The organism is Pseudohoeflea suaedae (assembly GCF_004354915.1).
Classification (GTDB): domain Bacteria; phylum Pseudomonadota; class Alphaproteobacteria; order Rhizobiales; family Rhizobiaceae; genus Pseudohoeflea; species Pseudohoeflea suaedae.
The window spans coordinates 1,636,815-1,662,104 of record NZ_SMSI01000001.1; the positions used below are offsets into that span (position 1 = coordinate 1,636,815).

Consider the following 25,290-nt stretch of genomic DNA (forward strand, 5'->3'; position numbering starts at 1 on the left):
GGTGCACTGAACCGCTCCGGGCGGGCCCTCCACAGAGCCTGACCGGGTTCCGGCATTGATGCGCCGGCCGATATCGAAATCGCCGGTCGGATACTGCTGCTTGCAGCGCGGAAATGGGTGGGTTGCGCGCCGCGGCGAAATTCTCTCTTGAATTGTATTTGCTGTCAATATGGCGGGTGAGGGGTGCATGGCGCGAGGAGCTGCCGGCCCGCGGAACTTCGCCCGGAACGGCAAGGAACCTTCGTCTTCCGGGGCCGTTGAGTGAGAGGTTTCAAACGCGCAAGAGGGCGAAGAGATGAGCGACGACAAACGGGTTCCACACACCACCAATGATGCGGGCATCCGCGTGCAGAGCGAGGAACATTCGCTCACGGTCGGTCCCGACGGGCCGATCGTTCTGAACGACCACTACCTTCTCGAGCAGATGGCGAATTTCAACCGCGAGCGCATTCCCGAGCGCCAGCCGCACGCCAAGGGCGGCGGCGCCTTCGGCCATTTCGAGGTGACGGCGGATGTGAGCCGCTACACCAGGGCGAGCGTGTTCCAGCCGGGCGCGAAGGTCGATGCGCTGGTGCGGTTCTCGACGGTGGCCGGCGAGCGCGGCAGCCCCGACACCTGGCGCGACCCGCGCGGCTTCTCGGTCAAGATGTACACCGAGGAGGGCAATTTCGACATGGTCGGCAACAACACGCCGATCTTCTTCATCCGCGATCCGATCAAGTTCCAGCAGTTCATCCGCTCGCAGAAGCGCCGCGCCGACAACGACCTGCGCGACCACGACATGCAGTGGGATTTCTGGACGCTCTCGCCCGAAAGCGCCCACCAGGTGACCTATCTGATGGGCGACCGCGGCATCCCCAGGAGCTGGCGCGAGATGAACGGCTATTCGAGCCACACCTATTCGCTCGTCAACGCGGATGGCGAGAAATTCTGGGTGAAGTTCCACTTCCACACCGACCAGGGCGACGGCAACGCCTATCTGAGCCAGGACGAGGCCGACAGGCTGGCTGGCTCGGACGGCGACTATCACCGCCGCGACCTGTTCGATGCGATTGCCGGGGGCGACCATCCGAGCTGGACGCTCAAATGGCAGATCATGCCCTATGAGGATGCGAAGACCTACCGCATCAACCCCTTTGACCTCACCAAGGTCTGGCCGCATGCCGATTATCCGCTGATCGAGGTGGGCAGGCTGGTGCTCGACCGCAACCCGACCGATTTCCACACCCAGATCGAGCAGGCGGCCTTCGAGCCCAACAATATGGTGCCGGGCGTCGGACTGAGCCCCGACAAGATGCTTCTGGCGCGCGGCTTTTCCTATGCGGATGCGCACCGTGCCCGGCTCGGCGTCAACTACAAGCAGATCCCGGTCAACAAGCCGCAGAGCCCGGTCAACAGCTACTCCAAGGACGGCGCGATGCGGGTCGAGAATGTCTCCGATCCGGTCTATGCGCCCAACAGCTATGGCGGCCCCGCTGCCCGGCCCGATCCCCATGAGGCAGGGCTCTGGCATGCCGACGGCGACATGGTGCGCCAGGCCTATACGCCGCGTAAGGACGACGACGATTTCAGCCAGGCCCGCGCGCTGATTCGCGAGGTGATGGACGAAGCCGCCCGCAAGCGCCTCGTCGACAATATCGTCGGCCACCTCGCAGACGGTGTCAGCGAGAGGATTCTCCTCCGCGCCTTCGAATACTGGCGCAATATCGACGAGGAAACCGGCAGGAACGTGGAAAAGGGCGTCCGCGAAAAACTCGGCGGCACCTCCGGCGCGCCCGGCATGGCATCCGCCGAGAGCATCGGGAAGGCCGCCGCCGAATAGGGTGCAAGAAGCGAATTCCGGATCGGAGAAGGCCCCGGGAGACGGTTCGGACCCGGGGCCTTTTCGTGTGGACGGGGAGGGCGCGGAGCATGTCGCCGAAACCGGTCGCGGCGCGCTTCCCGCGCCCGGCAGGAAAGCCGCCGTCGCATGGCCGGGCCCTCCTGTGGCTGCCGCTCATGTTGCCGGATAGTCACACTGCGGCCATGACGTGTGGCAGGCCTGACGCCGAATTCGCGGTTGCACGTTGATCTTTGAGGAGCACATTAATAAGCAGTCGGTTAAGGAGCATTCTCTGAAATGTTCCGCAACGACAACGCCTCCAAATCAGGAACCGACCATGAAGAGCATTCTCCTCGCAACCACCGCCCTGCTTCTCGCCGGCCCGAGCTTCGCCGCCGACGCCATCCTCGATATCCCCGAGGCACCCGTGGCAGTCGAAACCCCCGTCGCATTTTCCTGGGCGGGCGGATATCTCGGTGTCCAGGGCGGTTTTGGATTTACCAGCGGCGATTTTACCGATGTCGACAACGGTGATGTCGAGAGCAACGACTTCGAAGGCGCCGTGTTCGGTGCGTTTGCCGGTTACAATTACCAGTTCGACAACAATGTCGTGATCGGCGTCGAGGGCGACATCGAATACCACTGGAACGAAGACGACTTCGAGACGGAACTGGGCGATGCCACGGCCGAGATGAACCTGCAGGGCGCCGTCCGCGGCCGCCTCGGTTATGCCTTCGACCGCACGCTGTTCTATGTCGCAGCAGGCTGGACGGCCGCTCAGGCCGAGGCCGAAATCGCCGATGGCGGCGACGTGTTCCGTGACGACGCCGTCTTCAACGGCTACACCATCGGTGCAGGCGTCGACTATGCGATCAACGACAGGATCTTCGCCCGCGTGGACTATCGTTACAACGAGTTCGACAGCGAGATCCTGACCTTCGGCGACGTCGACATCGACACCGAACTGTCCCAGCACACGATCAAGGCCGGTCTCGGCGTCAAGTTCTGATCCGTTTCAGGTTCAACACTTCCGGAAAAGGCGCCTTCGGGCGCCTTTTTTGTTGCCTGGAAGGGGGGGGAAGGGCGATTGGGGGGGGGCATAGGGCTGGGGCGCAGACCGGCTGCGCCCGGCATGTCGGAACGCAAACGAACACGGCCAGCTTCTGGTCGTGGTGGGTCTGGAGGGAGAGGCCACCGTTCGTTTAAAGCCTTAGAAACTGGGCTTTCAGGGATGGATAGGGGGACACTATGTCCCCCTTGTTTGTCTCTGCGTCGCACATGCGGCGCGCGCTTGCAACATGAACGCGACTTATGGGTATGTCGCTTGTCCAGATAACGTCTCAGCGATAGGATGCGAAATCAATCTAGGGGTGTATGCCGAACAGGGTGCAAGGGGTCGGATGATAAACGTCAAATTTTCGCTAGCGTTTGAAGGCAATGAGGCTGACAACAATCAGTTGGATTTCTACGATGCGGCTGATGCCTTGACCGGCTTCCAGCGATCATTGGCATTAACGACGCATCTTGTATTGAATGGCGAGATAATCACACAAGCGCCCTCCCTTAAGGGCGCAAGAATACTGATAAAATCTCCCGAACAAGGAAGCTGGAAGGTCGTCACTACTGTTGGAATGATTATGGCGGGAGCTCACCAGCTCGGCACTGCTCCTAGAGATACTGTTTTGGGCAATCTCGTAACATCGGCCTATGATTATGTGGTCAACGAGACGCTGGGTTTTCATGTCGACTTCGACAAAACTCTGGGCGAACAGTATGAAGAGGTTCAAAGGCAGCGCAAGCCGATAGCACCTACGATTACCCAGTCTCAAATGGACGCTCTTATTGAGAAATGCGAGAGTTCTGTCAAGGAAATGCACAGACCTATCTACGCATCAAAGACGGCTGAGAATGCCGTTATAAAGTCTACCTACAAACGAGCAGTTACCAATATAGCTGAAATTGATTTGGATACATTTGATTACGTGAATTTAACAATGCAGGTTGAGAGACCAATTGAAAATACGGGTCGAGTTAGCAGCTATAACATAAATACATTTAAAGGGCGCATATTCGTTTCGAACGAACATCGCCCTATTCCTTTCGATCTCGCCGAAGGCTGCCGTGATTTCCAAAGTGTGCAGGCGGTTACCCAAAGCTTGCAGAGAAATGCTCGCGATAGGTTTGGTGCAGACGGCGAAGTACGTTTTGTAGCTTTCCGTTTTGAAAGCAGCACAGGACGATTAAAACGCCTCCTGATTACTCGCGTTGTGCCCTCCGCTAATCCCTAGCAGCCCGTCACGGTCGGTCAATGGATTGAGGTGTACGACGAAGGCTGTTTGGAAGCATCGCGTCGATCTCATGTTCAGAAAAGGTTAGGTCCTCATTGTTCTTCAACGCATCTTGCGCCTTGCCATAAGCTTTGCCGTCTGTATGCGGAGCGGCATGATAAATCTTATGTAAAGCAGCCTGTAAATTGTCTCTGCGTTGGCGCAACGCTTGCAGGTCAGAATTCTGCGCTGTGATGTCCGCAATCAGGCTTAGGTACGCTTCTCGTACATTCCATATATCCGAGCCCGCTTCACGGTGTCGCTGGGCAAGGGCTCCAGGGTCGAGGTCCTTTAGGTAGGCATTAAAGATCAGGCTAAGAACGGATAGAACAACGGTGGCGTAGATGGCATACCCCTCCCATGTCGAGCCTTTGTCAAAAATCGCGCTGACTGCCCCGCCTGTGATTAAAGACGAAAGAATTATGTTGGCCCACTTCCCCGCCTTATGCCGAGAGTGAAGCCGTTCCGCCATTTTTTCATGTGTCTTATGTGTATAGGCACAGCGACCGTAGCATTCCCGAATTTGACTTTCGAGAGCGTAACGTTCCGGTTCAATTTGGGAATGTTGCGCCAAATACCGACCTCCATTTAGCACGACGCTGCGCACCCTCGTATTCCTTCAGAAGGGTGCAAGCTGCGAACGCAATTGTGCAATCAACTCTGGCCTTGGCTTGGAAATTTCCCTTCTTCCAAACATAAGAACCGCTTCCCGGCATGCGCCAATAGGTTTTGTTTGTGTCTTGTGCCGCGAGGTATCCAAGAAAGTCTCTCGCCATGTAATCATGATACAGGAAAGACTTGTCCCGGTGCTCCCAATTTTCGATGAATTGATATGCGAGGGTGTCTATCAGAGCGCCGGATATGGGAACCTTGTTGTGATCGCGCCAGACCCGCATCATTCGGCAGAGGTGCTTCAAATTGCGATTGCTGGCTAGGTTACGTGTGTGCAGCGCCTCAATCTCTGCACGTGGATTGCAGGTCAGCCAGCTCCCTCCGTTATTGGCATTTGGGTAGGTCCATGTGCCTTGCGTGTTATCGAACACCGGCAGGACTTCAAAGGTCACGCCATCGGTGAAATTTACAACCACAACCTGTCCATCGCCAAAACTGTCTGATGTCTTGTAGGTATTTTGAATGGACTTCTTAACCGCCTGAAGCAGTGCTGACTGTCCGTTGGTGCTGTAAGCATTGTATTGCCAATAGACGCTAGCCGGAAGAAGGTAGGCCATATCCAAATCGCTGATACCGCGTGCCGATGTGTCTCGCCCGTATGATCCGACATAAAGGCTGTTTGAAGTCTTGCTGTCAGATGATCGAAAATCCTTGTTCAACTGCCCCGTTATGCGCTGATACCGATAGGAAATAGAGGAGATAAGCTCTTTATCGATATTGTAGCCATTCTTGAATTGAATGAATTCCTCAGCAACGCCCATGGTGCCCCTCGATTTAGTTGCATGAACTTAGGAAGACGTAGGACGGATTGCAATTGCAGAACACTTCAGGAACGAGAAATCCAGCGGATTTTTACGAGGGGGCATTTAATCTGCGTTGTGCAGCCGTTTCCCCCGTGGGGTGGAGCCGGTCGAGGGTGTCGCGTCTTAATCAGCAGAGTGTGTGATCTTCCACATCCAGTGACTTGTGAGAAGGGCAGTCATAAGGCGGGGGTATGGGATGTTGTCCGTAGGGGTATACCCAAATCGACACTTCCCAACTCGCGCCAATTTGCGACCGATACGCTCCGCATGATCATCCGTTCTGCAATTCAGATGACATCACGCTTGCGGACGGGATTCCCCCCCCCCCTAATCAAAGACTTCCCCGATCACCCGCTGCTCGGCGTCCTGCCATTTCTTCACGTCCTTGTTCACCGTCTCGATTTCCTTCTCGCTCAGGTGATGCGCGCCATCCTTGTCGATCCGGCACAGGCTGAAGGGTTCGCCGACGGTGGGCGAGGTGAGGTCGAGGGCCTTGAGCACGCGCAGCACCGCGGCGCAGCCGAAGCGGGTGGAGCGTTCGGTGAGGTGGAAATGCGAAAGCAGCGAGCCCGCCTGCTGCGCCATCGGCGCGCCGCTGCCGATGGCGTGGAAGCCGAGATCGCCGTAATGGCCGATCATGCCGGAAGGCGTGATCTCGATGATCCACGGGGCGTCGTTCCGCCAGCCCGCCGCCATCACATAGGCCGACGGCGTGCCGCCGCCTTCCTCGCCCGGCACGTCGGGGATGAAGGTGTCGTAGTGGTGGCGCATGATCGGCAGCACCTGTTCCTGGATCGCCCGGCCGATATCGGGCGCATCGAGGATCGTGGCGCTGTTGTCGTTGAACAGCCGCTCGACGTCGTAGAGCACCGAGCGCGCGCCGCTGCCGCCCCATGCGGCCCTGTCGCCGAGCGGATGGAGCTTTTCGGCCGGGTAGGTCATGCCGCGTCCCTTGTCGGTGATCTGGGAGTCCGATCCCAGCACCACTCCATCCCTGCACACGGTGGCCAGCACGACTGTCATTTGATGCTCCTCTCGCGGTTTGTCCGAAAGGGGAATGGTCGCGCGACGACATGGTTGCGTTCCAAGCGGCGAAAGCGCGGCGCGGCAGGCGGCGAAAGCGTCCTAAAACCGTTGACATCCGCCGCATTCAGGCGCGTCCGTCTTGCTCTCGCCATGCGAGGGGTTTAAACAGCCACGCATTCCAGCCGGCGGGCTGAACTCGGTCCGCTGGCGTTTGCTTCACCCACTCACGCACGAGGTAGAGGCCCGATGACTGAAGCCTTCTTCACCCGCCCGCTTGCCGAATCCGATCCCGAGATCTTCGGCGCCATCACCGACGAACTCGGCCGCCAGCGCCACGAGATCGAGCTGATCGCGTCGGAAAACATCGTCTCCCGCGCCGTTCTGGAAGCGCAGGGCTCGATCATGACCAACAAGTATGCGGAAGGCTATCCGGGCAAGCGCTATTATGGCGGCTGCGAATTCGTCGACGTGGCCGAGACGCTCGCCATCGAACGCGCCAAGAAGCTGTTCGGCTGCGACTTCGCCAATGTCCAGCCGAATTCTGGTTCGCAGATGAACCAGGCGGTGTTCCTGGCGCTGCTGCAGCCCGGCGACACCTTCATGGGTCTCGATCTCAATTCCGGCGGCCACCTGACCCACGGTTCGCCCGTCAACATGTCGGGCAAGTGGTTCAACGTCGTCTCCTACGGCGTGCGCGAGGACGATCACCGTCTCGACATGGACGAGATCCAGAGACAAGCCGAGGAGCACAAGCCCAAGCTCATCATCGCCGGCGGTACCGCCTATTCGCGCGTGTGGGACTGGAAGCGCTTCCGCGAGATCGCCGATTCCATCGGCGCCTATCTGATGGTCGACATGGCCCATATCGCCGGTCTCGTGGCCGGTGGCGTCCATCCCTCGCCGGTGCCGCACGCCCATGTCTGCACCACCACCACCCACAAGTCGCTGCGCGGGCCGCGCGGCGGCATGATCCTGACCAATGACGAGGCGATCGCCAAGAAGATCAACTCGGCCGTCTTCCCCGGCCTGCAGGGCGGCCCGCTCATGCACGTCATCGCCGCCAAGGCGGTGGCCTTCAAGGAAGCGCTCGAGCCCGAATTCAAGACCTATGCGGCCAATGTCGTGGCCAATGCCAAGGCTCTGGCTCAGGCGCTCAAGGACACCGGCCTCGACATCGTCTCGGGCGGCACCGACAACCATTTGATGCTCGTCGACCTGCGCCCCAAGAACGCCACCGGCAAGCGCGCCGAGGCCGCTCTCGGCCGCGCCAACATCACCTGCAACAAGAACGGCATTCCCTTCGACCCGGAAAAGCCCTTCGTGACCTCGGGCGTGCGTCTCGGCACGCCTGCCGGCACCACGCGTGGCTTCGGCGAGGCGGAATTCCGCGAAATCGGCAACCTGATCTCGGAAGTGCTCGACGGCCTCAAGGCCGCCAATTCCGACGAGGGCAACCAGGCCGTGGAAGCGGCCGTCAAGGCCAAGGTGATCTCGCTCACCGACCGCTTCCCGCTCTACCCGTATATGGGCTGATTGATGCGCTGTCCCTATTGCAGTTCGGAAGATAGCCAGGTGAAGGATTCGCGGCCCGCGGAAGACGGCGCCGCGATCCGCCGCCGCCGTGTCTGTCCGAGCTGCGGCGGCCGCTTCACCACCTTCGAGCGGGTGCAGTTGCGCGATCTGGTCGTATTGAAGAAGACCGGACGCCGCGTGCCCTTCGACCGCGAGAAGCTGCAGCGCTCCTTCGAGATCGCCTTGCGGAAGCGTCCCGTCGATCGCGACCGCATCGACCGCGCGGTCTCGGGCATCGTCCGGCGTCTGGAAAGCTCGGGTGAAACGGAAGTGGCGACCGATGCGATCGGCCTTCTGGTGCTCGAGGCCCTGAAGGCGCTCGATGATGTCGGCTTCGTGCGCTACGCCTCGGTCTATCGGGACTTTTCCGGACCCGAGGATTTCGAGCGCACCATCGCCGAACTCCAGGCGCAGATTGCCGGCGACACCATCGTCCCGCTCAGCGAGGACTGAGCGGGGAGGGCTGGGCTCTTCCGACGACCGAAATCCGCTCCTATTGCGGGCCGCAGATGTTCAGCGCGGTCAGCGCGAATGTCTCGATATCGTCACGCGCACTCTGCACCTGGTCGGTCGACGTGCCGGTGCAGGCGCTTTTCAGCTTGGTGCCGAAATTCCTGATCTCGCGCCGGCGCTGATCGACCAGCGCGCACTGCGCCGCCTTGTCGTTCATGTTGTAGAATTCGCTCAGGAACGGCTCGTACTTGCTCTTGTATTCCCCGAGCGCCTGGCGGCAGCTGGTATCGGCTGCGGCGGGGGAAACGAGAACCGGCGCGGCGAGGGCGCCAAGGGTTGCGGCGAGAAACAGTCTTTTGAGCATGGGGAAATATCCGTTGCGTTTGGCGGACGCTTGCACGCGTTTAAAGCGCCTGTCAATCGGGGCGCGCGCGTGCTCTGGTCAAGCCCTGTGACGATCTGTTAGGAAGCGCGCACATGCCCGGGTTCGTGGTTTTCATCCCCGATCTCCGGTACCGATCGGGGAATGAGAGATGACCGACACTGCGCGCGACCGTCGCTTCATGGCTGCCGCCATCCGGCTTGCCCGGCTGCATGAGGGGCGCACCGGTTCCAATCCTTCCGTCGCGACACTCATCGTGCGCGAAACCGCAGACGGTCCGGTGATCGTCGGCTCGGGCGTCACCGCGGTCGGCGGCAGGCCCCATGCCGAGCCGCAGGCGCTGGCCCAGGCCGGAGAGCTTGCGCGCGGCGCCACTGCCTATGTCACCCTCGAACCCTGCGCCCATCACGGCCGCACCCCGCCCTGTGCCGACACGCTGGTCACCGCCGGTATCGCCCGCGTCGTCGGCGCCGCGGCGGATCCGGATCCGCGGGTGTCGGGCAAAGGGTACGCGATATTGCGTTCCGCCGGAATCGAGGTCGAGGAGCATGTGCTCGCCGACGAGGCCGCCGCGGGCCTTGCCGGCTACCTGACTCGACGCATCAGCAACCGCGCGCATGTGACTCTCAAACTTGCGGTTTCGGCGAACGGCATGATCGGCCTCAAGGGGAAAGGGCAGGTCGCGCTCACCGGTCCGCTGGCCCGCCGCCAGGTACATGTCACCCGCGCGCGCTCGGACGTCATCCTCGTCGGTTCCGCCACGGCAGTTGCCGACGATCCCGAATTGACGGTGCGCCTCGCCGGGCTCGAGGAGCGCTCGCCGATCCGCCTCGTCCTCGATGAAAACCTCAGGCTGCCGGTCGCGTCGAAGCTCGTGCGGAACATCGGCCAGGCTCCCCTCTGGATCGCCACATCCGCTCCGCCCGACGATCCGGCGCGTATGGCGCTCGCCGAAGCCGGCGCCGAATTCATCGCGGCCGACGTGATCAACAACCGCATCGCGCTTCCCGAGCTTCTCGAGGATGTGGCCCAGCGCGGGCTTTCGACGGTGATGGTGGAAGGCGGCGCCGCCGTTGCCGGCGCCTTCCTCGCAGAAGGGCTTGTCGACCGCCTGCAAATCTATACATCCACGAAAACTGTCGCGGGCGAGGGTGTCGCAGCTCCCGTCACCGCCGAAACGGTCCCGGCCGGCTTCGTCCGCCGGCGTACCGACTTTTTCGGCGAGGATCGCTTCGACGAATTCGAAAGGCTTGGCTGAACATGTTCACCGGAATTGTCTCGGATGTGGGGCGCATCGCCTCCGCCACGAAACTCGATCAGGGCGTGCGTCTGCGCATCGATACGGTCTACGAACCGGCGGGCATAGATATCGGCGCGTCCATCGCCTGTTCCGGTGTCTGCCTGACGGTGACGGCACTGCCGGGCGAGGGGGACAACGGCAAGTGGTTCGAGGTCGAGGCCTGGGAAGAGGCGCTGCGCCTGACGACCGCCGGCAGCTGGTCGGAAGGCATGCCGATCAATCTCGAACGCGCCCTGAAGATGGGCGACGAACTCGGCGGACATCTGGTGTCCGGCCATGTCGACGGCACGGCGGAGATCGTGAAGATCGAGGATGAGGGCGAGGCCCGGCGCTTCACGCTGGAGGCGCCCGCGGAATTCGCCCGCTTTATCGCGCCGAAAGGTTCTGTGGCGCTCGACGGCACCTCGCTTACCGTCAACACGGTCGACGGCAACCGCTTCGACGTTCTCTTGATCCGCCACTCGCTCGAGGTGACGACATGGGGCGAGCGCAAGACGGGCGACCGCGTCAATCTCGAGATCGACACGATGGCCCGATATGCGGCCCGGCTCGCCGAATTTCCGCGCTGAGGCGTCTCAGAAGGCCAGCTTGCGTCCCCGCCCGTCGCGAATGACGGTCCAGAGAAAGATCAGCATCGAGGCGAGCGTGACGAGCGATCCGATCGCCGCCAGTCCTTCGAAATCATAGAGAAGGGCGATTGCGATGCCGGGCGCCAGCAGAACCAGACCCGCCGTCGCCACCACGAAGTGGATCTTCGCGAGACGTGTGGCGCCCGATTCCGGAACTAGGTGATAGTAGATGCCGAAGAGGCCCATCGTCACCCAACCCACCAGGTTGAGGTGGGCATGGGCGGGCGAGAGGGTGTGGTCCTGGCTGATCGCCATGACGATCCCCCAGATCATGCCGAAAGTGACGGACAGGGCCGCCACGAGATAAAACCAGTAGGATATGCCTCGCATGGTCGTACTCCGGTATGTTGTCCCTCGGCGATCATACGCCAAAGGCTCGCGGATTGAAGATGAGGGTTTTTACAGGTCGCAGCCGGACCGCCGCGGATGATCCGGGCGATCCGGCTATTGTGGCGAGTGCACGGGCCCGATGGGGCGCGCGCAAGCCTGTGATATGTGGCCGGTGTGATGGAGGGGCGTTTCAATCACCACCGGCCTGCCGCTCCGGACGGGCCGGAGCGGTGTGACGGGGCCTCAGTCCGGACGGAGGCTGTGCTTTCGCATCGGGCAATCGGCGCAGCTGGAGCGGCCGCAGGGGCGCGGGCGTCCGGGGCGTGTCCAGCCCGTTGCCACCGCGCAGCGTTCAAGGGTTAGCATCACGCCTTTCAGCATAATCCGCGCTCCAGACTGTCGAAATCGCCCAGCCGCCAGGTTCCGCGGGTGATGGCGGACATGAAGCCGTCGAAAACCTCTCCGGGCATGCCGGCCTGCAGGCCGCGCACCATGTCCTGTCGCTCCGGTTGCGAGGCCGCCTGCATCATCAGGCGCATTCCTTCCACCATGTCTGCCGGCGGAATGGAGGCGATGATGCGCCCCTCGATCGCCTTCGTTTCCTCGGGCGAGAAATGCGCCGCGATCAGCGGCATGACCTGGGTTTCCTCCTCGTGCATGTGCTCGAGGTCTTCGGCGAAGAACAGCGCGAAGCGCTGATACAGCTTGCGCCACAGCAGCGACCGCCCGCTCGTTGCCGCCTCGATCGCGCCGATCATCTCGCGGATCTCGGCGAAGCTGCGTTCATGGGCCTCGTGGTCCTCGTCGGCGTGAGACGAGCCGCCGGGCAGGCGGCTTTCCAGCGCGGAATGCACGAAGTCGTTCTCGTGCTCGAGGTGCTTTTCGCAGGCCTTCAGATGCTCCCTCAGCATGGTGAGCGTTCCGGCGACTGAGGAGGGGCTCTCGGGATCGGTCTGCCCCAGGGCGATCAGCATCCGGGCATTGCCAAGGCGCAGCGCCTTGTGAATGGCATAATAAAGGTCATCCTTCGGCTCGACATGAGCCGGCACGGCAGTCTCGTGTTTCATGATCTCTCTCCATGACCGCTCTCTCCGGCGGCGCTATGGGGCGGGCTTCTAGACAGCTTTCCAAACGGGAAAAACCATGCCAGAACTGAAACACTGTCCGAAATAATGCGACAATGGGCCGACAGGTGCGGGAGCGGGCCATGGATCAGTTTCGTGCAATGTCCATCTTCCGGCGTGTGGCCGAACGCGGCAGTTTCTCGGCCGCCAGCGCTGATCTCGGTCTGGCGCGCGGGGCCGCAAGCGCCGTCGTCGCGCAGCTCGAGCGTCGCCTGGGCGTGCGGCTGATCGAGCGCACGACCCGGAATCTGCGTTTGACCGACGACGGTCGCGCCTATCTTGACCGGGCAATTCACCTCCTCGACGAACTCCATGCGCTGGAGGATGACGTCGGCTCCGCCGAGCGGCGTCCGCGCGGCCGTCTCAGGGTGCAGATCCCCGCCGGCCTTGCCCGTCTGGTGGTCGCGCCGGCGCTGCCCCGGTTCCTCGAAGCCTATCCGGATGTCGAACTGGAGATGCTGTCGCGCAACGGGGTGCCCGACTTCGTTGGCGACGGGATCGATGCCGCCATTGTCCTCGGCGAGTTGCCGGATCTCGATATTTCCTGCCGGGTGATCGGAAACATTCCTTTCACGACTGTCGCCGCGCCCGCCTACCTCGCGCGGGCAGGCATACCCGCCACCCCCGCCGATCTCGGTTCGCACCAGTGCCTGCCCTTCATATCGAGCTTGACCTACGAGAAGCTGCCCTGGCGCTTCCGTGTGCCCGAGGGAGAGATGACCGTCCATGTCGAGGGCAGGGTCTGCTTCGAATCCAACGAGATGGCGGTGGCCGCCGCGATCAAGGGGCTCGGCATCATGCAACTGGCGAGCTATCTGGTTTACCACCCGATCCGGGACGGCCAGCTGACGCCGGTTCTCGAAACCTTCCGGCCGTCCTCCGCGACAATGCGCATCGTCCAGCCGCGACACCGGTTCAAGCCGCGCAAGCTCAGGGTTTTCGAGGATTTCCTGATCGAGCTCAACGACAGCACACGCCGCAAATGGGGCGTTCGTCAGGTCGATTGATCCGATCTCTCCGCGGTCAGGTCACGCCGAGTTTGCGCTCGCCCTGATCGAGAATGACCGGAATGATGAGATCTTCCTCGTCTTCGAGATGCCGGGTCAGAAACCCCATCAGCCGCTCGTTCTCGGTGGCATAGGCCTCGCCTGCGCGCTTGAGCGCATCGCCGCCCTGTTCGAGACCCTCAAGGAAGCCGCGCGCCGCCTCCGCGTTCATCTCCAGCGCATCGTGGATGACATGGTGATCGCGGTCGAGAATGTCGAACCCGCGCACCAGCCGCGGTTCCGCCTTGCGGAAGACGGGGAAATAGTGGTGGTCCTCGATATTGTGGTGGCCGTCGAGATTGCCGAGATACCAATTGAGGCGCGGTACGAAGAAACCGGCGAACGCCTTGTCCTCGAGCCTGCCCTCGCGCCAGTCACCGATTGCGCCCGTCAGCATGGCGCCCATCTCGCGGAACATGTCGTGGCGTTGCAGCCAGAATGTCGCCATGTCGCCGAGATTTTCATGCGATTGCCAGATCTCGCGCGGATATTGCGAGACCAGCAGGGTGAGGTCGTCTGGAAGTCCGCCTCGGCTGGCGAGAGGAAAGGGATCGGGCGTCGTGGTCATGGCCCGAACCTACGGCGTTGCGCCGCGATTTCAAGCGCCTGCCTGCAGCGACACAACGGAAATGCCGGGCGCTCGCCGCCCGACACCATTGCGCCTGTCGTTAGAGGTCAGGCGGCCTTCTGGACGGCGTCGGACGCGTTCTTCTTCGCTGCCTGCGTCTTCTCGAACTGTTCGATGAGGCCGAAGAGATCGGCTGCCTCGCGGGCGAGCGTGTGGGCGGCGGCAGTGGATTCCTCGCACATGGCCGCACTTTGCTGCGTACCCTGGTCGATCACGTTGACCGCCTCGTTGATCTCGCTGAGGCCGGACGACTGTTCCTGCGACGCGCGGACGATGGCGTCGACATTCGTTGCCACTTCCATGATCTGCTGGACGATCGAGGTGAGGGTTTCGCCGGTCTTGCCGACGAGGCCGACACCGGTTTCCACATGGCGATCGGAGTTGGCGATCAGTTCCTTGATCTCCTTGGCCGCCGTGGCCGACCGCTGGGAGAGCTCGCGCACTTCCTGTGCGACGACCGCAAAGCCCTTGCCGGCCTCACCGGCGCGTGCCGCCTCGACGCCCGCATTGAGCGCAAGCAGATTGGTCTGGAAGGCGATCTGGTCGATGACGCCGATGATCTTGCTGATCTCGGCTGCGGAGTTCTCGATCCGGCCCATGGCTTCCACCGCGTCATTGACGATCGATCCGGCTTTTTCGGCGGTATCGCGGGTGCGGTTGGCCAATTGGCCGGCTTCCTTGGCGCGCATCGCGGAATCGCTGATCGTCGTGGTCAGCTGTTCCAGCGCCGCGGCGGTCTGCTCGACCGAGGCCGCCTGGCGCTCGGAACGGTGCGCCAGTTCGTCGGACGCCTGGCGGACTTCCCCGGCAGCCGCGTCGATGGAGCGGGCGTTCTCGCTGACCTGTACCATCGCATCGGCGATGAACTGGTTGGTCTTCACGCGCTCGGTGATGTCGCTGGCGAACTTGACGACCTTGAAGACCCTGCCGTCGGCGTCGAAGATCGGATTGTAGGTCGCCTGGATCCAGATTTCCGTTCCGCCTCTTCCGTAGCGCTTGAATTCGCCGGAACTGAAGTGGCCCGAAGCAAGGTTCGGCCAGAAATCGCGATACTCCCCGCTCGCCACATAGGACGGTTCGCAGAAGATCGAGTGATGCTTGCCTTCGATCTCTTCGAGCCGGTAGCCCAGGGTCGCGAGGAAATTCTCGTTGGCGGTGATGATGGTGCCGTCGATCTCGAATTCGATGATCGCCTGGGAGCGGGAGAGGGCGGTCATCTTGCCCTCCGTTTCGGCCGCTTTCTTGACGCTCGCGGTGATGTCTGTTGCGAATTTCACCACCTTGTAGGGCGTGCCATCGTGAAAGACCGGGTTGTAGGAGGCTTCGATCCAGATTTCCTTGCCATCCTTGCAGATGCGCTTGTAGCGACCACTGTCGAAGGCGCCCGTTCCCAGCTTGTGCCAGAAGCCGCGGTAGGAATCCGATCCGACCACTTCCGGCTCGACGAAGATGGAATGATGCTTGCCCTTGATCTCGTCGAGCGTGTAGCCGAGTGCGGCGCAGAAATTCTCGTTGGCGGTGATAATCGTGCCGTCCAGCTCGAATTCAATAATGGCCATCGACTTGCTGATTGCGGCCAGCGTTTCATCGGCCTTGCTGGATTGCACCACCGGGTTTCTACTGAAAATCACAATGTTTCCCCCAAAACAACGCGGAAAGAATAACCGCGCGGCGTCGATAACGCCGGTTTTTCAACATGGCAGAGGAAACTCACATGGCGTTGCCGTCATGGCTGCCGGGGTCGCAACCCTCCCTGCATGGTTGTAAATCTGCGGCCCAGATATTTATGCGGGGTGAATTGGCACCGCAATTTTTGACCTATCTACCTTGTCGGGTCGATGAGAGCCGGGGCACGTGGAGATTGAGTTCTCGGGCGGCGTGACATCGTGTGCCGAAATTTTCCGCTGTGGGGCGCGGGCGGGGAGGTGCTGCACGGAGGGACTGTCGCGCAAACTCTGCCACCATGGCCGTGCCGGGGCGGAGGGGAGGACAGTGCCATGCTCGAAGACGAAAATTGCCCCGGAGCGGGGGCTCCGGGGCTGTCCTTCAGCAGGGATGGTATCGTCAGGCAGCGCGCGAAGACACGGACCTGACGGCCTTCGAACCGTCCTGATCGTTCCTCAGCTTGAACCTGGCCACCAGTTCGAACAGGGACGCCGCTTCGGTTGAAAGGCTATGCGCCGCAGCGGCGGACTCTTCCACCATGGCGGCGTTCTGCTGCGTCCCCTCGTCGATCGTGTTGACGGCCTGGTTGATCTCGCGAAGCCCGACTGACTGCTCCTGCGACGCGGTCACGATCCTGTCCACGTTCGCGGCCACGTTGCTGATCTGCTCGACGATATTGGCCAGGGTTTCGCCGGTCGCCCCGACCAGTCGCACACCCTTTCCGACATGGCCGGTCGAGGCCGAGATCAGTTCGTTGATCTCCTTTGCCGCGGTGGCCGAGCGCTGGGCGAGTTCACGCACTTCCTGGGCGACGACGGCAAACCCCTTGCCGGCTTCACCTGCGCGCGCGGCCTCGACGCCGGCATTGAGCGCCAGAAGATTGGTCTGGAAGGCAATTGTATCGATGACGCTGATGATCTTGCTGATCTCGCTCGACGAATTCTCGATCAGCCCCATCGCCTCGACGGCGTCGGATACGATCTTTCCGGCCCTTTCGGCACTTTCCCGGGTTTCGTTTGCAAGTGCGCCCGCCTCCTTGGCGCGCTGCGCGGCATCCACCACGGTGGTGGTGATTTCCTCGAGCGCGGCGGCGGTTTCTTCAACGGACGCGGCCTGGCGTTCCGAGCGTTGCGCGAGGGAACCGGACGCGTTGCGAACCTCGTTCGCGGCGGCATCGATGGACGACGCGTTCGTCGTCACCTGGCTCATGGCTTCGGACAGATGTTCAACCGAGCGATTGAAGTCGGTCCTGACTTTGTCGAGCGCCGGGATGAATGGTGTATGGATGTGCAACGAAAGGTCGCCTTCCGACATCGCCGTGAGCGCCTTGCCCAGTGTCTCGACATTGGCGACGCGCTCGGTCACGTCGGAAGCGAATTTCACGACCTTCAGGACGCGCCCTTCATCGTCGATGATCGGATTGTATGTGGCCTGGATATGGATCCGCTTGCTGTTCTTGCCAATCCGGAGGAACTCGTCGGATTTGAACTCGCCCTTGGCGAGGGTCGCCCAGAATTCGCGATACTCAGCGCTCGCTGCGTAGTCCTTCTCGCAGAACATCGAGTGGTGCCTGCCGGCAATCTCGTCCAGTCTGTAGCCCATTGTCGCCAGGAAATTCTCGTTGGCGGTGATGATCGTGCCGTCGATCTCGAACTCGATGACCGCCTGTGAGCGGGAAAGCGCGGCGATCATGCCTCTCGATTCCGTGGACCGGCGGATGTTTTCGGTGATGTTCGTCGCAAACTTGACGATCTTGACCGGTTTGCCGTTGCGCAGGATCGGATTGTAGGACGCCTCGAGCCAGATCTCCCGGCCCCCCTTGCCGAAGCGCTTGTAGCGGCCGCTGTCATGCTCGCCCGCAGCCAGCTTGGCCCAGAACGCGCGATATTCGCTGGTGTCGGCGATCCTGGGGTCGACAAAGATCCTGTGGTGCTTGCCGACTATGTCCTTGAGTTCATAGCCGACGGCATCCAGGAAATTCTTGTTGGCATGGAGGATATTACCGGACAGATCGAATTCGATCATGGCCATGGACTTGTCGACGGCGTCGAAAATTCCCTTGGTCTGGTGCCCGGAAGAAAGGAAGCCTATTCTCATCCCACTATCTCCTTCTTTGCTCGTCACTCTCCGGCGATCGTTCTCATGATTCAGGCGCCAATAACGTGATGTTCGGCATGAGAACTAACGGGGGCGCATTGATAGGGTATGAAGAGCAGGTATTAAAAATACCCTATATAATGAGGGGTCGGTAAAATTACGGAATGGAGGATATTCGCGCGTCCATCCCCTTGAAATTTATGATTTTTACTGCAGATTGACTGCGCGGAGGGGTGTGTGAATTTTTGAAGCACCGCATGCGATCTGGTGATCTTGAAGGGACCGCCAGTTCAGATCAGAAAGTACCAGGCCATTGAAAACCGGATCCCCGCTCGACCTCCTCGAAAACGGCACCTACCGCATGCTCTGGTCGGCGACACTCGTCTCCAATCTCGGAACGCTGGTTCAAACCGTCGGCGCCGGCTGGATGATGACCTCGATTTCCACCTCGCCGGTGCAGGTCGCGCTGGTGGCGGCCTCCAATACGCTGCCGATCATGCTGTTCGCCCTGCCTGCAGGGGCATTGGCCGACTCCTTTGATCGCCGGAAGCTGATGATTTTCGCTCAGGGCTTCATGTTTGTGGTCTCGATAGGGCTGACGCTGGCCGCCTGGTTCGATCTTCTCACCCCATGGTCGCTTCTGGCCTTCACCTTTCTCATCGGCTGCGGGACTGCGCTCAACAACCCCGCCTGGCAATCCTCGGTGCGCGACATCGTCCCGCGCGAGAATGTGCCTTCGGCGGTGCTCCTGAACTCCATGGGCTTCAACCTGATGCGCTCGGTGGGTCCGGCATTCGGAGGCTTCCTGGTTTCCGTTGCGGGCGCGGCGCTCGCCTTCGCGGTCAATGCGGGCAGCTATGTCTTCCTCCTGGCCGCGCTGTTCTTCTGGCGTCGGCCGGTTCCGGAAAGGGGCCTGCCTCGCGAACCCTTCATGCTCGCCGTCAGCGCCGGTGTCCGTTATGTCGGCATGTCGCCGAAGCTTCTGCGGGTTCTCTCGCGCGGTTTCGTCTTCGGTCTCGGCGCGGTGGCGGTTCTGGCCCTGCTGCCGCTGATTGCCCGGGACATCCTGGCCGGAACGGCCGTGACCTATGGCCTGCTTCTGGGATTTTACGGTGTCGGCGCGATCGCCGGCGCACTTTCGAGCCTGAAACTGCGCGCGAGCTTCGACAATGAGCACATCGTGCGCGGATGTTTCGTCGCGATGGCCCTGTCCCTGTTCGCATTGTCGCAATCGACCAACCTGATCGTCGACTGTCTCGTCCTGACCGTCGCGGGTGCCAGCTGGCTTCTCGCGCTGTCGCTGTTCAACGTGACGGTGCAGCTTTCCACCCCGCGCTGGGTGGTGGGGCGCGCGCTCGCCATCTACCAGTCCTGCGTCTTCGGCGGCATGGCGCTGGGAAGCTGGCTCTGGGGCGGATTTGCCGGCGCCCACGGCTCTTCGGCGTCGCTTGCCATTGCCGGCGCGCTGCTCGTGGCGGGTGCCGTCATCGGGTACTTCTTTTCCCTGCCGGATGCGGGTGGCGACGAGCTCGATCCGCTGGGCCGCTTCCGCGAACCCGAACTGCGGCTTGACCTGAAGACCCGAAGCGGTCCGATCATGGTGATGGTGGATTACGAGATCGATCAGAGAGACGTGCCGCGCTTTCTTGCGCTGATGGCCGATCGCCGCCGCATCCGCATTCGTGACGGCGCGCGGCAATGGGCGCTGCTGCGCGATCTCGAAAATCCGGACATCTGGACGGAGACCTATCACGTCGCCACCTGGATCGAATATGTCCGCCACAACGAGCGCCGCACCAAGGGCGACGCCGAGGTCACGGAGAAGCTGCGCGAGCTTCACAAGGGGCAGGGCCCCATCCGCGTTCACCGGATGATCGAACGCCAGACCGTGCCGTTGACAGACGACATGCCGCTCAAGCCTTATACCGCGGATCAGTAGCGCCTCCCGCGCCGCGCGCTGCATCGGGCAGGCGACCCGGCTGCCATGAGCGGCGCGAATACCTGAATTGACTTGCCAAGCGGCGGACAAAGTGATTTTACCGCCATTCTGTTTCAGGGGGCGGGCACGTTCCGTGCCGCCTGCCGCTCAAGGGAATTCTCCGAGGTTCGTCATGTCATCCCAATCCGCGCCGCACATTCTCATCGTCGAGGCCCGTTTTTACGACGACATGTCGGACGCGCTCCTGGCCGGCGCAACCGCAGCTCTTGAAGCCGCGGGTGCGACCTGGGAAGCCATCACCGTTCCCGGTTGCCTGGAAATTCCGCCGGCGATCGCCATGGCTCTCGACGCCACCGAGGATGGCGGCACGGTCTATGACGGCTTCATCGCGCTCGGTGTCGTCATCCGCGGAGAAACCTATCACTTCGATATCGTGTCCAACGAGAGTTCACGTGGTCTGATGAACCTCGCGGTTTCGGAATCGCTTGCGCTCGGCAACGGCATCATGACCGTCGAGAACGAGGCCCAGGCCTGGGCGCGCGTGTCCCCCGACAATCTCGACAAGGGCGGTTTTGCCGCCCGTGCGGCGCTTTCGATGATCGCGCTGCGTGAAAAGCTGGGGAACTGAGGACATGGCGAAGGACCCGAAGGCCCCGGTGATGAAACACGCCAATCAGCGCGGTGCCGCCCGTCTGGCCGCCGTCCAGGCGCTCTACCAGATGGACGTCGCCGGCAATGGTCTGATGGAGATCGTGAGCGAGTACGAGAACCATCGTCTCGGTCAGGAGATCGACGGCGAACAATATCTCAAGGCCGACCCGGCCTGGTTCCGCGCCATCGTCGCGGGCGTGGTCGAGACCCAGCGCGATCTCGATCCCGAGATCCGCGCCTCGCTGACCGAGGACTGGCCGCTCTCGCGCCTCGATGCCACGCTGCGCGCGATCCTGCGCGCCGGCGCCTGGGAGATCGAGTTCAAGCAGGATGTGCCCACGGCGGTCATCGTCAACGAATATGTCGATATCGCCCGCGCCTTCTACGAGGACGAGGAGCCCAAGATCGTCAATGCGGTCCTCGACCGTCTCGCCCGCCGCAAGCGACAGAAGCCGGCGGACAAGAAGGCGGAATAGGGAACCGGTCAATGAGTGTTGCCGATAGCGCCGACGGACCTGGACGGCTTCATGCCAGAATGGCGTTGGCGCGACGCAATGCACTTCTCCTTGCCGCGACCCAGGCTGTCGCCGGTTCCGCAAGCCCCATCTCGATTTCGCTCGGCGGTCTTGCCGGCTTCTATCTGCTGGGCGCCGACAAGTCGCTGGCAACCGCACCGGTCACCGGCTTCAATATCGGCGTGGCTTTCGGAGCATTGCCGGCAGCTTGGCTCATGCGCCAGATCGGCCGACGCTACGGTTTCATGACGGGGGCAGCCTCGCTGGCGCTGGGCGGGCTTGTTGCGGCGATCGCGCTGTTCCGCTCCGATTTCATCCTCTTCATCGTCGGCCTCGTCATCATCGGCATGGGCGCGGCCTTCACGCAGCAATATCGCTTTGCCGCCGCCGACGGCGCGCCGACCTCGTTCAAGGCTTCGGCCATCTCGTGGGTTCTCGCGGGCGGCGTTTTCGCAGCCATCATCGGCCCGCAGACTGTCATCTACACGCGCGAATTCTTCGCGCCGGTGAGCTTTGCCGGTTCGTTCCTCGCCATCCTGCCGCTGGCAGCGCTGTCGATCCTGATCCTGACGTTCCTCAAGATCCCGCAGGATACGGTGGCCGGTGACGAGGATCACGACGACAGGCCGGCGCGCCCGCTGCTCGCGGTCATCACCCAGCGCCGCTTCATCACTGCGATGATCTGCGGCATCGGCACCTATGCGCTGATGTCGTTCATGATGACCGGCGCGCCGCTCGCCATGGTCGGCTGCGGCTTCTCACCGAACCTCGCCACACTCGGCATCCAGTGGCACGTCATGGCGATGTTTGCGCCGAGCTTCATCACCGGCCGGCTGATCCGCCGTTTCGGTCGCGACGTGATCACGGGGGTCGGCCTCCTGATTCTGCTCGGCTGCGCGATCGTTGCCCATGCGGGTATCGAGTTGTGGAACTTCTGGCTCGCGCTCATTCTTCTCGGTGTTGGCTGGAATTTCGGCTTCATCGGCGCGACCGCGATGGTCACAAGCACCTATCACGCCTCTGAAAGGAACGCCGTACAGGGCTTCCACGATGTCACCCTGTTCGGCTGCGTGGCGCTTTCATCGCTGATGTCCGGCAAGGTTCTCAACGCCTGGGGCTGGGAAACGTTGAGCATGACGTTCTGGCCGGTGGCGCTCTTCTGTCTGTCCGTTCTGGGCCTGCAGATGCTCTCCGACCGCCGCGCCGCCGCCCTCTGACCTTCGACTGATCTTCATTCCAGTCCCTTTTCCCGCAAAATTGCACTGGCATCTCGGGCGCGCGAGGGTGCGCCCTTGACGATGTATAAGCCCTGCCGCAACATCCGCCCCGACACCTGGGAGTTGGGGCTCTTCCCAATTTCGCCAAATGTGTTTCTCGGCCGGGGGGACTAGAGAGACCGGCCGTCTTCTGGAGGAATGAACGCATGACCATACTCATGGCCGTCATTGCATGTGGCCTGTTGTCCATCGTTTACGCGATCTGGGCTGTCCGCTCGGTTCTCGCAGCCGACCAGGGCAATGAACGCATGCAGGAGATCGCTGGTTACATCCGGGAGGGGGCTCAGGCCTATCTCTCGCGCCAATACACCACCATTGCCATCGTCGGCGCCGTCGTTTTCGTGCTGACCTGGATCCTTCTCGGGGCGCTCGCCGCGGTCGGCTTCCTGATCGGCGCCATCCTGTCCGGCGTGGCGGGTTTCATCGGCATGCACGTCTCGGTCCGCGCCAATGTGCGCACCGCCCAGGCCGCAGCCGGCAGTCTTGCCGCCGGCCTCGACGTCGCCTTCAAGTCGGGCGCCATCACCGGCATGCTGGTGGCCGGCCTCGCGCTTCTGGGCGTCTCCGTCTATTACGGCTATCTGACGGGCATGATGGGGCTTTCGCCCGACAGCCGTTCGGTCATCGACGCGCTGGTCGCCCTCGGCTTCGGCGCATCGCTCATTTCCATCTTCGCCCGTCTGGGCGGCGGTATCTTCACCAAGGGTGCCGATGTCGGCGGCGACCTCGTCGGCAAGGTCGAGGCCGGTATCCCCGAGGACGATCCGCGCAATCCGGCCACCATTGCCGATAACGTCGGCGACAATGTCGGCGATTGCGCCGGCATGGCCGCAGACCTGTTCGAAACCTATGCCGTGACCGTGGTCGCAACCATGGTGCTGGCCGCCATCTTCTTCGGCGGTTCGGCGGTGCTTGGCGCCACGATGCTCTATCCGCTGGCGATCTGCGGGGCTTCGATCATCACCTCGATCATCGGCACCTTCTTCGTCAAGCTCGGCGCCAACGGCTCGATCATGGGCGCCCTCTACAAGGGGCTCGTCGTCACCGGTGCGCTTTCGATCGTCGGTCTCGGGCTTGCCACCTGGGCCACCGTCGGCTTCGGCGACATGACGATGACGAACGGCACCGTGGTCAACGGCATGAACCTGTTCTGGTGCGGTATCGTCGGGCTGATCGTCACCGCGTTGATCGTGGTGATCACCGAATACTACACCGGCACCAACAAGCGTCCGGTCAACTCGATCAGCCAGGCATCGGTCACCGGCCACGGGACGAACGTCATCCAGGGCCTCGCGGTCTCGCTCGAATCGACCGCCATGCCGGCGATCGTCATCGTGGCGGGGATCATCGCGACCTTCCAGCTGGGCGGTCTGTTCGGAACCGGCATTGCGGTCACCGCCATGCTCGGCATCGCCGGCATGATCGTCGCGCTCGACGCCTTCGGTCCGGTCACCGACAATGCCGGCGGCATTGCCGAAATGTCCGGTCTGCCGTCCGAAGTCCGCAAGTCGACGGATGCGCTGGATGCCGTGGGCAATACGACGAAGGCTGTCACCAAGGGCTACGCGATCGGTTCGGCCGGTCTCGGCGCGCTGGTGCTCTTCGCCGCCTATTCGAACGACCTCCAGTTCTTCGCGGCCAATGCGGACACCTATCCGTATTTCGCGGATATGGGAGACATCTCTTTCTCGCTCTCCAACCCCTATGTGGTCGCGGGCCTGATCTTCGGCGGCCTGATCCCCTATCTGTTCGGCGGCATCGCGATGACGGCGGTCGGCCGGGCAGGGGGCGCGGTGGTCGAGGAGGTGCGTAGGCAGTTCCGCGAAAAGCCGGGCATCATGGAAGGCAGGGAGAAGCCCGACTACGGTCGTGCGGTCGACATGCTGACCAAGGCTGCGATCAAGGAGATGATCATTCCCTCGCTTCTGCCGGTACTGGCGCCGCTCGTCGTCTATTTCGGCGTGCTGCTGATATCGGGTTCCCGCGCCTCGGCTTTTGCCGCACTCGGCGCCTCGCTGCTCGGCGTGATCGTCAACGGCCTGTTCGTCGCCATTTCGATGACGTCGGGCGGGGGCGCCTGGGACAATGCCAAGAAATCCTTCGAGGATGGTTTTGTCGACAAGGACGGCACCAGGCACGAGAAGGGCTCGGAAGCGCACAAGGCTTCGGTGACCGGCGACACGGTGGGCGATCCCTACAAGGATACCGCCGGTCCGGCCGTCAACCCGGCGATCAAGATCACCAATATCGTGGCCCTTCTGCTTCTCGCCGTGCTGGCCCACTCGGGCTGATACGGGGAGCTGAAAAGAAAACCCCCGCGGGAGAGATCCGGCGGGGGTTTTTTATGTCGGCTTGCGTCCGGCGGTCGCGTCAGCCGCCGGTGCCGAATATCGACTTTGCCACCGAGTTTGCGGTACCCGCACCACCGGCACCCTGCAGGATCTGCAGAATGAAGGTCTCGTCCTTGCTCGCAGTCGGCGTCGTGCGCGAGATCATGTCGAACGCCCTGCCGTCCTTGAGCGTGTAATTGGCAATGTTGCTGACGGTGCCTTCCTCGTCGAAATAGACCGCCAGCACGTTCTGGTCGACGAGCTTGCTCTTCATGAAGGCGGCACCGCGAACGCGCTTCTGCGATATGTAGTAGAACACCTCGTTGTCGAAGGTCGCAGTGGTCGAGGGCGTGCCGAGAGACAGCAGAACCTGCTCGCGGCTGGAACCGACCGGTGTCAGTTCGAGCGCATTCTGGTCGATCACATAACCCTGATTGAAAACTTCCTTGGTCGTGCAGCCGGAAACCGCAACGGCCGAGATCGCGACCATTGCCGCGCCCAGGACCATGTTCCTGTCTGCTGCCTTGAAAAATCTATTCGTCAACGACATCTCCCCTGGGGCGTACGCAGCGCTATCAAAATCCCGATTCCGAGGGGCACGGGAACGGCCATTGCCTTTTGCGCCCCATTCGGTAAACCAGCTTCCGTCCCGATGCAACTGTGGCCGGACAGCGCTACCCAACTGCCATAAAAGGCAATTTG

Annotated in this window: 23 protein-coding genes; 13 read left to right on the top strand and 10 right to left on the bottom strand. The window is 61.8% G+C overall.

Annotation, left to right across the window (positions count from 1 at the left end):
* Window positions 1-295: 295 nt before the first annotated feature.
* The 3 genes from E2A64_RS07675 (at window position 296) to E2A64_RS07685 (ending at window position 4,110) form a co-directional block, all read left to right on the top strand.
* The gene (locus E2A64_RS07675; protein WP_133283792.1) at window positions 296-1,822 is read left to right on the top strand and encodes a catalase; all 1,527 of its coding nucleotides are present in this window, start codon (window positions 296-298) and stop codon (window positions 1,820-1,822) included.
* A 337-nt stretch (window positions 1,823-2,159) separates the two neighbouring features.
* On the top strand, window positions 2,160-2,831 hold the full coding sequence (locus tag E2A64_RS07680; protein ID WP_133283793.1) for an outer membrane protein: 672 nt from the start codon (window positions 2,160-2,162) through the stop codon (window positions 2,829-2,831).
* Window positions 2,832-3,222: 391 nt separating this feature from the next.
* Complete coding sequence (locus E2A64_RS07685; RefSeq protein ID WP_133283794.1) at window positions 3,223-4,110, top strand: DUF7946 domain-containing protein; 888 nt, start codon at window positions 3,223-3,225, stop codon at window positions 4,108-4,110.
* Between the two features lie 7 nt (window positions 4,111-4,117).
* Here E2A64_RS07685 and E2A64_RS07690 read toward each other — a convergent pair whose 3' ends face one another.
* From E2A64_RS07690 to E2A64_RS07700, 3 genes are all read right to left on the bottom strand, one after another.
* The gene (locus E2A64_RS07690) at window positions 4,118-4,723 is read right to left on the bottom strand and encodes an SLATT domain-containing protein (protein ID WP_206662423.1); all 606 of its coding nucleotides are present in this window, start codon (window positions 4,721-4,723) and stop codon (window positions 4,118-4,120) included.
* Entirely contained in the window at window positions 4,701-5,582 is an 882-nt protein-coding gene (locus E2A64_RS07695; RefSeq protein WP_133283795.1) for an SMODS domain-containing nucleotidyltransferase, read from the bottom strand. Before E2A64_RS07695 ends, E2A64_RS07690 begins: the two co-directional genes overlap by 23 nt.
* 369 nt (window positions 5,583-5,951) lie before the next feature.
* Window positions 5,952-6,647 carry an Ntn hydrolase family protein gene (locus tag E2A64_RS07700; protein WP_133283796.1) on the bottom strand — a complete coding sequence of 232 codons (696 nt, stop codon included), beginning with the start codon at window positions 6,645-6,647 and terminating at the stop codon, window positions 5,952-5,954.
* 249 nt (window positions 6,648-6,896) lie between these two features.
* Here E2A64_RS07700 and glyA point away from each other — a divergent pair, with 249 nt between their 5' ends.
* Together glyA and nrdR are read left to right on the top strand one after the other, a co-directional pair.
* Window positions 6,897-8,183 (top strand): serine hydroxymethyltransferase, encoded by a 1,287-nt coding sequence (glyA, locus tag E2A64_RS07705; RefSeq protein ID WP_133283797.1) that lies wholly within the window; start codon window positions 6,897-6,899, stop codon window positions 8,181-8,183.
* A gap of 3 nt (window positions 8,184-8,186) precedes the next feature.
* Window positions 8,187-8,675, top strand: a complete 489-nt coding sequence (gene nrdR, locus E2A64_RS07710) for a transcriptional regulator NrdR (protein WP_133283798.1) — start codon at window positions 8,187-8,189, stop codon at window positions 8,673-8,675.
* A gap of 40 nt (window positions 8,676-8,715) precedes the next feature.
* On the opposite strand, the gene E2A64_RS07715 is transcribed toward nrdR, so the two are convergent.
* Complete coding sequence (locus E2A64_RS07715; protein WP_133283799.1) at window positions 8,716-9,039, bottom strand: hypothetical protein; 324 nt, start codon at window positions 9,037-9,039, stop codon at window positions 8,716-8,718.
* Window positions 9,040-9,208: 169 nt separating this feature from the next.
* Here E2A64_RS07715 and ribD point away from each other — a divergent pair, with 169 nt between their 5' ends.
* Both ribD and E2A64_RS07725 read left to right on the top strand, forming a co-directional pair.
* Complete coding sequence (gene ribD / locus E2A64_RS07720) at window positions 9,209-10,315, top strand: bifunctional diaminohydroxyphosphoribosylaminopyrimidine deaminase/5-amino-6-(5-phosphoribosylamino)uracil reductase RibD (protein ID WP_133283800.1); 1,107 nt, start codon at window positions 9,209-9,211, stop codon at window positions 10,313-10,315.
* Between the two features lie 2 nt (window positions 10,316-10,317).
* Complete coding sequence (locus E2A64_RS07725; protein WP_133283801.1) at window positions 10,318-10,926, top strand: riboflavin synthase; 609 nt, start codon at window positions 10,318-10,320, stop codon at window positions 10,924-10,926.
* 6 nt (window positions 10,927-10,932) lie between these two features.
* Here E2A64_RS07725 and E2A64_RS07730 read toward each other — a convergent pair whose 3' ends face one another.
* Both E2A64_RS07730 and E2A64_RS07735 read right to left on the bottom strand, forming a co-directional pair.
* Window positions 10,933-11,316 carry a heme-copper oxidase family protein gene (locus E2A64_RS07730; protein ID WP_133283802.1) on the bottom strand — a complete coding sequence of 128 codons (384 nt, stop codon included), beginning with the start codon at window positions 11,314-11,316 and terminating at the stop codon, window positions 10,933-10,935.
* A gap of 374 nt (window positions 11,317-11,690) precedes the next feature.
* Window positions 11,691-12,383 (bottom strand): hemerythrin domain-containing protein, encoded by a 693-nt coding sequence (locus tag E2A64_RS07735; protein WP_133283803.1) that lies wholly within the window; start codon window positions 12,381-12,383, stop codon window positions 11,691-11,693.
* A 140-nt stretch (window positions 12,384-12,523) separates the two neighbouring features.
* Here E2A64_RS07735 and E2A64_RS07740 point away from each other — a divergent pair, with 140 nt between their 5' ends.
* Window positions 12,524-13,447 carry a LysR family transcriptional regulator gene (locus tag E2A64_RS07740; RefSeq protein ID WP_158285714.1) on the top strand — a complete coding sequence of 308 codons (924 nt, stop codon included), beginning with the start codon at window positions 12,524-12,526 and terminating at the stop codon, window positions 13,445-13,447.
* Window positions 13,448-13,463: 16 nt separating this feature from the next.
* On the opposite strand, the gene E2A64_RS07745 is transcribed toward E2A64_RS07740, so the two are convergent.
* The 3 genes from E2A64_RS07745 to E2A64_RS07755 all read right to left on the bottom strand — a co-directional run bounded on the left by E2A64_RS07745 (window position 13,464) and on the right by E2A64_RS07755 (window position 17,876).
* Window positions 13,464-14,054, bottom strand: a complete 591-nt coding sequence (locus tag E2A64_RS07745) for a hemerythrin domain-containing protein (RefSeq protein WP_133283805.1) — start codon at window positions 14,052-14,054, stop codon at window positions 13,464-13,466.
* Window positions 14,055-14,161: 107 nt separating this feature from the next.
* Complete coding sequence (locus E2A64_RS07750) at window positions 14,162-15,673, bottom strand: methyl-accepting chemotaxis protein (RefSeq protein ID WP_133284308.1); 1,512 nt, start codon at window positions 15,671-15,673, stop codon at window positions 14,162-14,164.
* Window positions 15,674-16,178: 505 nt separating this feature from the next.
* Window positions 16,179-17,876 (bottom strand): methyl-accepting chemotaxis protein, encoded by a 1,698-nt coding sequence (locus tag E2A64_RS07755; RefSeq protein ID WP_133283806.1) that lies wholly within the window; start codon window positions 17,874-17,876, stop codon window positions 16,179-16,181.
* A 313-nt stretch (window positions 17,877-18,189) separates the two neighbouring features.
* Here E2A64_RS07755 and E2A64_RS07760 point away from each other — a divergent pair, with 313 nt between their 5' ends.
* The 5 genes from E2A64_RS07760 (at window position 18,190) to E2A64_RS07780 (ending at window position 24,549) form a co-directional block, all read left to right on the top strand.
* Complete coding sequence (locus tag E2A64_RS07760) at window positions 18,190-19,815, top strand: MFS transporter (RefSeq protein ID WP_280177525.1); 1,626 nt, start codon at window positions 18,190-18,192, stop codon at window positions 19,813-19,815.
* Window positions 19,816-19,987: 172 nt separating this feature from the next.
* Entirely contained in the window at window positions 19,988-20,443 is a 456-nt protein-coding gene (gene ribH, locus E2A64_RS07765) for a 6,7-dimethyl-8-ribityllumazine synthase (protein ID WP_133283807.1), read from the top strand.
* A 4-nt stretch (window positions 20,444-20,447) separates the two neighbouring features.
* The gene (gene nusB, locus E2A64_RS07770; RefSeq protein WP_133283808.1) at window positions 20,448-20,942 is read left to right on the top strand and encodes a transcription antitermination factor NusB; all 495 of its coding nucleotides are present in this window, start codon (window positions 20,448-20,450) and stop codon (window positions 20,940-20,942) included.
* Between the two features lie 11 nt (window positions 20,943-20,953).
* Window positions 20,954-22,198, top strand: coding sequence for an MFS transporter (locus E2A64_RS07775; protein ID WP_244598178.1), 1,245 nt, complete (start codon window positions 20,954-20,956; stop codon window positions 22,196-22,198).
* Window positions 22,199-22,404: 206 nt separating this feature from the next.
* On the top strand, window positions 22,405-24,549 hold the full coding sequence (locus E2A64_RS07780; RefSeq protein WP_133283809.1) for a sodium-translocating pyrophosphatase: 2,145 nt from the start codon (window positions 22,405-22,407) through the stop codon (window positions 24,547-24,549).
* Window positions 24,550-24,628: 79 nt separating this feature from the next.
* Here E2A64_RS07780 and E2A64_RS07785 read toward each other — a convergent pair whose 3' ends face one another.
* Window positions 24,629-25,138 carry an outer membrane protein assembly factor BamE gene (locus tag E2A64_RS07785; RefSeq protein ID WP_133283810.1) on the bottom strand — a complete coding sequence of 170 codons (510 nt, stop codon included), beginning with the start codon at window positions 25,136-25,138 and terminating at the stop codon, window positions 24,629-24,631.
* Window positions 25,139-25,290 lie beyond the last annotated feature (152 nt).

Bases quoted from the DNA above. Each gene is read 5' to 3' on its own strand.
- E2A64_RS07675 (WP_133283792.1), top strand. From the start codon at position 296: ATGAGCGACGACAAACGGGTTCCACACACCACCAATGATGCGGGCATC.
- E2A64_RS07680 (WP_133283793.1), top strand. From the start codon at position 2,160: ATGAAGAGCATTCTCCTCGCAACCACCGCCCTGCTTCTCGCCGGCCCG.
- E2A64_RS07685 (WP_133283794.1), top strand. From the start codon at position 3,223: ATGATAAACGTCAAATTTTCGCTAGCGTTTGAAGGCAATGAGGCTGAC.
- E2A64_RS07695 (WP_133283795.1), bottom strand. From the start codon at position 5,582: ATGGGCGTTGCTGAGGAATTCATTCAATTCAAGAATGGCTACAATATC.
- E2A64_RS07700 (WP_133283796.1), bottom strand. From the start codon at position 6,647: ATGACAGTCGTGCTGGCCACCGTGTGCAGGGATGGAGTGGTGCTGGGA.
- glyA (WP_133283797.1), top strand. From the start codon at position 6,897: ATGACTGAAGCCTTCTTCACCCGCCCGCTTGCCGAATCCGATCCCGAG.
- nrdR (WP_133283798.1), top strand. From the start codon at position 8,187: ATGCGCTGTCCCTATTGCAGTTCGGAAGATAGCCAGGTGAAGGATTCG.
- E2A64_RS07715 (WP_133283799.1), bottom strand. From the start codon at position 9,039: ATGCTCAAAAGACTGTTTCTCGCCGCAACCCTTGGCGCCCTCGCCGCG.
- ribD (WP_133283800.1), top strand. From the start codon at position 9,209: ATGACCGACACTGCGCGCGACCGTCGCTTCATGGCTGCCGCCATCCGG.
- E2A64_RS07725 (WP_133283801.1), top strand. From the start codon at position 10,318: ATGTTCACCGGAATTGTCTCGGATGTGGGGCGCATCGCCTCCGCCACG.
- E2A64_RS07730 (WP_133283802.1), bottom strand. From the start codon at position 11,316: ATGCGAGGCATATCCTACTGGTTTTATCTCGTGGCGGCCCTGTCCGTC.
- E2A64_RS07735 (WP_133283803.1), bottom strand. From the start codon at position 12,383: ATGAAACACGAGACTGCCGTGCCGGCTCATGTCGAGCCGAAGGATGAC.
- E2A64_RS07740 (WP_158285714.1), top strand. From the start codon at position 12,524: ATGGATCAGTTTCGTGCAATGTCCATCTTCCGGCGTGTGGCCGAACGC.
- E2A64_RS07745 (WP_133283805.1), bottom strand. From the start codon at position 14,054: ATGACCACGACGCCCGATCCCTTTCCTCTCGCCAGCCGAGGCGGACTT.
- E2A64_RS07750 (WP_133284308.1), bottom strand. From the start codon at position 15,673: ATGGCCATTATTGAATTCGAGCTGGACGGCACGATTATCACCGCCAAC.
- E2A64_RS07755 (WP_133283806.1), bottom strand. From the start codon at position 17,876: ATGAGAATAGGCTTCCTTTCTTCCGGGCACCAGACCAAGGGAATTTTC.
- ribH (WP_133283807.1), top strand. From the start codon at position 19,988: ATGTCATCCCAATCCGCGCCGCACATTCTCATCGTCGAGGCCCGTTTT.
- nusB (WP_133283808.1), top strand. From the start codon at position 20,448: ATGGCGAAGGACCCGAAGGCCCCGGTGATGAAACACGCCAATCAGCGC.
- E2A64_RS07775 (WP_244598178.1), top strand. From the start codon at position 20,954: ATGAGTGTTGCCGATAGCGCCGACGGACCTGGACGGCTTCATGCCAGA.
- E2A64_RS07780 (WP_133283809.1), top strand. From the start codon at position 22,405: ATGACCATACTCATGGCCGTCATTGCATGTGGCCTGTTGTCCATCGTT.
- E2A64_RS07785 (WP_133283810.1), bottom strand. From the start codon at position 25,138: ATGTCGTTGACGAATAGATTTTTCAAGGCAGCAGACAGGAACATGGTC.